Origin of the sequence: Mycobacterium sp., assembly GCF_049280035.1 — a bacterium.
GTDB lineage: Bacteria > Actinomycetota > Actinomycetes > Mycobacteriales > Mycobacteriaceae > Mycobacterium.
On sequence record NZ_JBAPPI010000711.1, the window covers coordinates 1 to 5,654 of the forward strand.

Consider the following 5,654-nt stretch of genomic DNA (forward strand, 5'->3'; position numbering starts at 1 on the left):
CCGTACTCCAGCGCAGCCTCTGCGCCTCGCTCCGCGACCGCATCGACGATCGGGCGCACCGACGGCAGCGCGGCGTCCACGTCCACTCCGCCGCGGGGCAGCGCCGTCCGCAGGCGGGCAGCCGACAGCTCCTCACCCCGCAGGTCGATCCGCGCCATCACGTTCACATCGACCATTGTCCCAGAGAACGGCAACTGCTTATTGGGCCGGTACGCTGACCGCAAACGACGAAAACGGAGCCGCCATGTCCCGCAAGGACCATCCCAACAACGCCCAGGGCATCCCGATGCTCTTCCCGGTCTGGTTCGAGAAGTGGCAAACCAAGTACTTCAACCCGGCGGTGAAGCCGATCGCGCGCTACCTTCCGACGTTCTCGGTGATCAAGCACCGCGGCCGCACATCCGGCAAGGAGTACCAAACCATCGTGACCGCCTACCGCAAGGGCGACGTGCTGGCGATCGGACTGGCCCACGGCAAAACGGATTGGGTCAAAAACGTGCTGGCTGCCGGTGAAGCCGACCTGCACTTCATCCGCAAAGACGTCCACATCACAAACCCGCGAGTCCTGCCCGCCGGCAGTGACGGCAAGGGGCTGCCCTTCTTGGCGCGCCAGCAGATCGGACGGGTCGCGGTCCTCGTCGCCGATATCGCCTAGAGGCGGCTGAAAACCGTCTTGCCGGCCATCGTCGGCCAGACCTCCGGTGCGTCCTCCCAGGGCACCACGCGATCGACGACCGGCGATAGGTCGCAGCCGCCGGCCAGCAGCTTCAGGATCTCCGGGATCACGGCACGCGCGCTGACCCGCCCGGTGATGAACCGCACTCCGCGGGTGTACATCGGCAGCAACGGCATCTCCACGTTGTATTCGGGGTAGATCCCGGTGTCGGTGCACACGCCGTCTGGCCAGGTGGCGCGCAGCGTAGCGGCCAGCAGTGCCGAATCGCCGCTGGTGTGCACGGTTACGGGATACGGGTCCCAAGACTTGTCGGGCTTGGCGACATCGTGCACGACCGCGCCGAGTTTCTCCGCCATAACAAGCCGGTCCGGGTTGGTGTCGAGATAGTCGACGTGGAAGCCGAGCGCAGCCGCGAAGGCCGCCGCGTACAGCCCGATCGACAGCCGGCCGACCACCAGCACACGGCGATCGGCCGGATCGAGGCCAGCCAGCTCCGCGCCGTAAGGCCCGACCGCGCGCCAGCCGTCGGGGATGTTGTCCGAAAGCGATGCGATGGCGATCGGGTCGACGCTCGGCGGAACCGGAATCAGCATCGCGTCGGCGTAGGGCACCAGGACCAGATCGGACATGAATCCGCCGCCGTCTAGGCCGGCAAGCGGGGCCATCCCATACATCGCCATCAACGGCAGCGACGCGCACGAACCCGTCACGCCGCGGCGGCATTCGCGGCAGGCGCCGCAGCTGATCTGAAACGGCACGACCACACGGTCGCCGACCCGGACGCTGGTGACTTCGTCGCCAACCGCAACCACCTCGCCGATCCCCTCGTGGCCCACTGCATGTCCGGGCGGCATGGGCAATCGGCCATGGACGACGGCGACATCAAGGTCACAACAGGCCACCGCCAAGGGCCTGATCAGGGCCTGCTCCGGCGCGGTGATCTCCAGATCGGGCACGTCGCGCCAAACGTATCGCCCGACATCTTCGAATGTCAGCTGCTTCATTTCAGCATTCTTGAGTGATCACTCAAGTAATGTCAATAGCATGCCTCGAAAAGACCGCAGCCGGGCCGCGCTGATCGACACCGCGGCCACCCTGTTCCGCCGTCAGGGCTACGCCGCGACCGGGCTCAACCAGATCCTCGATGAGGCGGGCGTCAGGCCCGGTTCGCTGTATCACCACTTTCCGAAGGGCAAGCAGCAGCTGGCTGCCGCAGTCGTCGACGGCACCGGGGCGGCCATCGAGCAACTGCTGCGCAGGTTCCTGGCCGGCGGCATGCCGGTGGCGGACATCGTCGATCGGTGGGTTTATCTGCTGATCGACGGGCTGACCGCCGATCGACGCGACGGCTGTCCCATCGAGCCGATCGCCACCGAGTCGGTGAATGCCAGTTCATTAGTGCGCGAGGCGTCGGCGCGCGCCTTTACCGGCTGGTGCCGGGCGATCGAAGAGCGGCTGCGCACCGACGGCTGGCCGTCAGCAGAAGCGGAAAGCGTTGCTGTTGCAGTGATCTCATTGATCGAGGGGGCGCTGATCTTGTCGCGCATCGCAGGCGATGCGGGTGCGCTCGTCGCCGCCAAACCGGCAGCCCGCCGCTTACTTCGCCGCTAGATCACGGCCGCCGGCAGGCCTATTCTGGGCAGACGGGGCGCGGCAATGACTAAAGATGAACTGTTTGCCTCGATCGTGGCGGCACGCCCCGGTCGCGATGACCTCGTGTATCTAGAGCGATGCGGCGAAGCCTACGACTGGCGAATGCTGACCGCCGAGACGCCGACTGCGGCAACCGCCCCCGATGTGTGGATGTCGTTTTCGGCCGCCTGGCCCCTCGACGAACCGGCACGGCTGCGCGCGTTCTTCGACGATCTGCTGGCCGAACTCGAGTCGATGGCCGACACCGCCGACCGGTGCCGGTGGCCGGTCGACGAGCCGTGGCCGCAGCACTATCACTAAGGCAGCAGGGCACATGGTCGACTATCAGATCACCGCCGCGGAGCGCACCCAGTTCAAGCGCTGCCGACGGCAGTGGGATTTCGCGTCACCGCATCGCCGCAACCTGCGATCGCTCGCGTTCGTCGAACCGGCGCTGCCGTCCGCCCTCAAAGACGCATTGGCCGTGTACTACTACCCCGGCACCTGGGACTGGCAACACGAGGTGACCCAGCCGCTGGTGCACAAGGCGCTCGAACGGTCGCTGGTTGACGCCGACGCAACCGACATGCTCGACAAGGCCGCAGCGCTGCTGGACTGTTATGACGCCTGGGCGAACGCAGTCGACGACTTCGCACCGGTCAAGATCAATCTCGATGTCGAGGCGCTGGTCCCAGATCCCGACGACCCCGAGCGCGGATTGATGGTGCACGACGGATCTCCAGTGATCTACCCGTGCCAAATCGATTTGGTGGCGGTGGACGCCGCCGACGAGTACTGGGTGATGTGCCATCAGATCGTCGACGAGTGGCAGGACATCGACACGTTGGTCCGCGACGAGCAGGCGCTGGCGGACTGTTGGGCGTTCGAGCATGACTACATCGGCGTGCAGATCGCCGGAACCATCCACAACGAGGTGCGCATCGCCGGCCCGCTCAAATTCCCGGCCCCTGGGCCCGCGACCAAACGCCTGCCGAAGGCGGTCGCCCAACACGAGGCCAGCGGTGGGGGCCGATCGCTCCCACAACACCAGCGGGTGTCAGCGCAGGCAGCACGCCGCACCGCGACAGACCGGACCGAGCAGATCACCGCTGGTGTGCTGCGTCGTACCCGCGTCCGTCGAAGCCGCCAGGAGATCACCTCGGTGGGGTCGCTGATCGCTGCCGAGGCGGTCGATATGACCAGTTGGCCAACCATTTACCCGACGTTCGCGGCGCATTGTCATGACTGCGAATTCAATGCGCCGTGTGCGGCCCTCACCGAGGGCGATGACGCGGAACCGTTGCTGCAAGCCAACTTTCGACAACCGCCCGATGAACCAAGAAAGCCTCGATTGGGTCAGTCGACGTGGGGCTTCGGCCGCGGCGCCGCACCACCACGCTGGTGACGACGTTAGAGGTTCGCCCAAAATTGATACAGCGCGTTGAGATCCGGTCCCTGGATGTCACTGAGCAGCAGGTCGTGATTATTCGTCCACATCAGGTCCGGCCGATTGCTGTAGTTTCCGCAAAGCACGGCTCCAGCGTTGACATTCGGTGCCTCGTCGGTGGCCCAGGTACCCGGCGATGGTTTTCCACCGGGGCACGGGGTAACGGTGTCCTCATCAATGCCGTTTTGGAAGGCGTCGGTCAGGGCGCTCGCAGTCGGATAAAGGGAGAAGGATGCGGAGACCGGGCTGTGCAGGTCCGATGTCTGCCCACATTGAAGTGTTGCGAGGGCCTGTCGATTCGGGCTGCTCACCGGTGAACAGTTATTTGAGTTGTAACCCTGCGGCAGCAGGTGGTAAAGCGTCTGCACGGGTTGGTTTGCCGGTGCGACGGCCTTGCTCGTCGTGCTGCTTGGACGGGGGCTAGGGACGCCGGGGGACGAGCCGCCGCCGGAATGCCGGGCGATGACGACGGCGACGCCAGCCACCAGAGCCACCAAGCCGATGGCGACCACCCCAAGGACGATCGTCCACCCGCGACGGCCTGCGGTCGTCCGCCGCTTCGCGGCGCCCAGTTCCGAGATGCCGGCCGCCTCGCCGAGCGGGGACTCCAGCTCTCGGATCCGCGCTTCCGGATCGTCCTGCGGGTCCACACCCGGATGCTCCCACATCGACTGCGGGATTGGTGGGCCTTGAAACACACCAGCTCCACACCGGCTCGCCCGTTGTTCGGCCTAATTGCTCACGACACTAGACATCCAAACCCACGTCGAGCACCCGCACCGAGTGGGTAAGCGCGCCGACGGCGAGGTAATCCACACCCGTCCCGGCATAGTCCGCGGCGGTTTCCAGCGAAAGCCCGCCGGACGACTCCAATTCGGTGGCCGGCGCCCGGGCGTCGCGGCGTTGCACCGCGATCTGGGTCTGCCAGACCGGAAAGTTATCGAGCAGCACCAACTCGGCTTTTTCGTCCAACACCTCGTCCAGCTGCTCGAGCGAGTCGACTTCGACCTCGCACGGCAGATCGGGTGCGGCCGCTCGCACCGCGCGTAGCGCCGCGACCACCGATCCCGCCGCCGCAACGTGGTTGTCCTTGATCAGCGCCGCATCGCCCAAGCCCAGCCGGTGGTTGACACCGCCGCCGACCCGGACCGCGTACTTCTGTAGCGCCCGTAGGCCCGGCAGCGTCTTGCGGGTGTCGCGGATTTTCGCCTTGGTGCCGTCCACGGCGTCCACCCATGCGGCTGTCGCGGTGGCAATCCCGGACAGGTGGCAGACCAGGTTGAGCAGGGTCCGCTCGGCGGTCAACAGGCCCAGCATCGGAGCCTCCACCGTCAACGCCGACGCTCCCGGCTGCAGCCGCGCGCCGTCCTCGACGCGATCGAGCACCTGGTAGCCGTCAGCGCCAAGCACCTCATCGAGCACCAGCAATGCAATGTCCACACCGGCGATCACCCCGGGTTCCCGGGTGATCAGCGACGCGGTGGTTTTTGCGCCGTCGGGCACCGTCGCCAACGTCGTGACGTCCGGCCCGTAGCGCAGATCCTCCTCGAGCGCCCGGCTGATCGTGGCGCGAGCCTCGGCGAGCTCGCATTTCGAGAGGGTCATCAGCACACCGCCGCCAGCGCATCGATCTGCGCGCTGTCGTCGTCGGCCAGCCGAATAACGATGCTGCGCGCCGGGGCGACGGTGGCGTCGGAATATTCGGCGCGGTGATGACAGCCCCGGCTCTCGTTGCGGGCCAGCGCGGCGGCCGCGACCGCGCGGGCGGTCACCGTCAACGCCGCGCCTTCGAGGTCGGCCCGAGCCAGCATCGTCCGAATCGGCGCCGTCGACAGCGTGCGGGTCAGCCGGTGCAGCCCATCGGCGTCGCGGAGCACCGAGGCATCGCGGCTCATTGCC

The 5,654-nt window shown here is 66.5% G+C and carries 7 protein-coding genes and 2 pseudogenes; 4 read left to right on the forward strand and 5 right to left on the reverse strand.

Annotated elements, in window-relative coordinates; all coding sequences use genetic code 11:
* Positions 1 to 161, reverse strand: a pseudogene (locus WAN71_RS22970) (histidinol dehydrogenase); the annotation flags it as partial.
* 83 nt (positions 162 to 244) lie between these two features.
* Between WAN71_RS22970 and WAN71_RS22975 the strand changes: the two are divergent.
* Complete coding sequence (locus tag WAN71_RS22975; RefSeq protein WP_422227537.1) at positions 245 to 655, forward strand: nitroreductase family deazaflavin-dependent oxidoreductase; 411 nt, start codon at positions 245 to 247, stop codon at positions 653 to 655.
* Here WAN71_RS22975 and WAN71_RS22980 read toward each other — a convergent pair.
* Entirely contained in the window at positions 652 to 1,680 is a 1,029-nt protein-coding gene (locus WAN71_RS22980) for a zinc-dependent alcohol dehydrogenase (protein ID WP_422227538.1), read from the reverse strand. The two genes, WAN71_RS22975 and WAN71_RS22980, sit on opposite strands and share 4 nt — an antisense overlap.
* A 40-nt stretch (positions 1,681 to 1,720) precedes the next feature.
* Between WAN71_RS22980 and WAN71_RS22985 the strand changes: the two genes are divergently transcribed.
* Genes WAN71_RS22985 through WAN71_RS22995 form a run of 3 tightly spaced genes read left to right on the forward strand, consistent with a single transcriptional unit; the run spans position 1,721 to position 3,713 of the window.
* Positions 1,721 to 2,287 (forward strand): TetR/AcrR family transcriptional regulator, encoded by a 567-nt coding sequence (locus tag WAN71_RS22985; RefSeq protein ID WP_422227539.1) that lies wholly within the window; start codon positions 1,721 to 1,723, stop codon positions 2,285 to 2,287.
* Between the two features lie 45 nt (positions 2,288 to 2,332).
* On the forward strand, positions 2,333 to 2,629 hold the full coding sequence (locus WAN71_RS22990) for a hypothetical protein (RefSeq protein ID WP_422227540.1): 297 nt from the start codon (positions 2,333 to 2,335) through the stop codon (positions 2,627 to 2,629).
* A 13-nt stretch (positions 2,630 to 2,642) separates the two neighbouring features.
* Positions 2,643 to 3,713 (forward strand): hypothetical protein, encoded by a 1,071-nt coding sequence (locus tag WAN71_RS22995; RefSeq protein ID WP_422227541.1) that lies wholly within the window; start codon positions 2,643 to 2,645, stop codon positions 3,711 to 3,713.
* A 5-nt stretch (positions 3,714 to 3,718) separates the two neighbouring features.
* Here WAN71_RS22995 and WAN71_RS23000 read toward each other — a convergent pair whose 3' ends face one another.
* The 3 genes and pseudogenes from WAN71_RS23000 to WAN71_RS23010 all read right to left on the reverse strand — a co-directional run.
* Positions 3,719 to 4,453: a hypothetical protein gene (locus tag WAN71_RS23000; RefSeq protein WP_422227542.1), complete on the reverse strand. Its 735-nt coding sequence runs from the start codon at positions 4,451 to 4,453 to the stop codon at positions 3,719 to 3,721.
* A gap of 49 nt (positions 4,454 to 4,502) precedes the next feature.
* Positions 4,503 to 5,360 (reverse strand): carboxylating nicotinate-nucleotide diphosphorylase, encoded by an 858-nt coding sequence (gene nadC / locus WAN71_RS23005; RefSeq protein ID WP_422227543.1) that lies wholly within the window; start codon positions 5,358 to 5,360, stop codon positions 4,503 to 4,505.
* Positions 5,360 to 5,654, reverse strand: a pseudogene (locus tag WAN71_RS23010) (L-aspartate oxidase); the annotation flags it as partial. The gene nadC and the pseudogene WAN71_RS23010, both read right to left, overlap by 1 nt.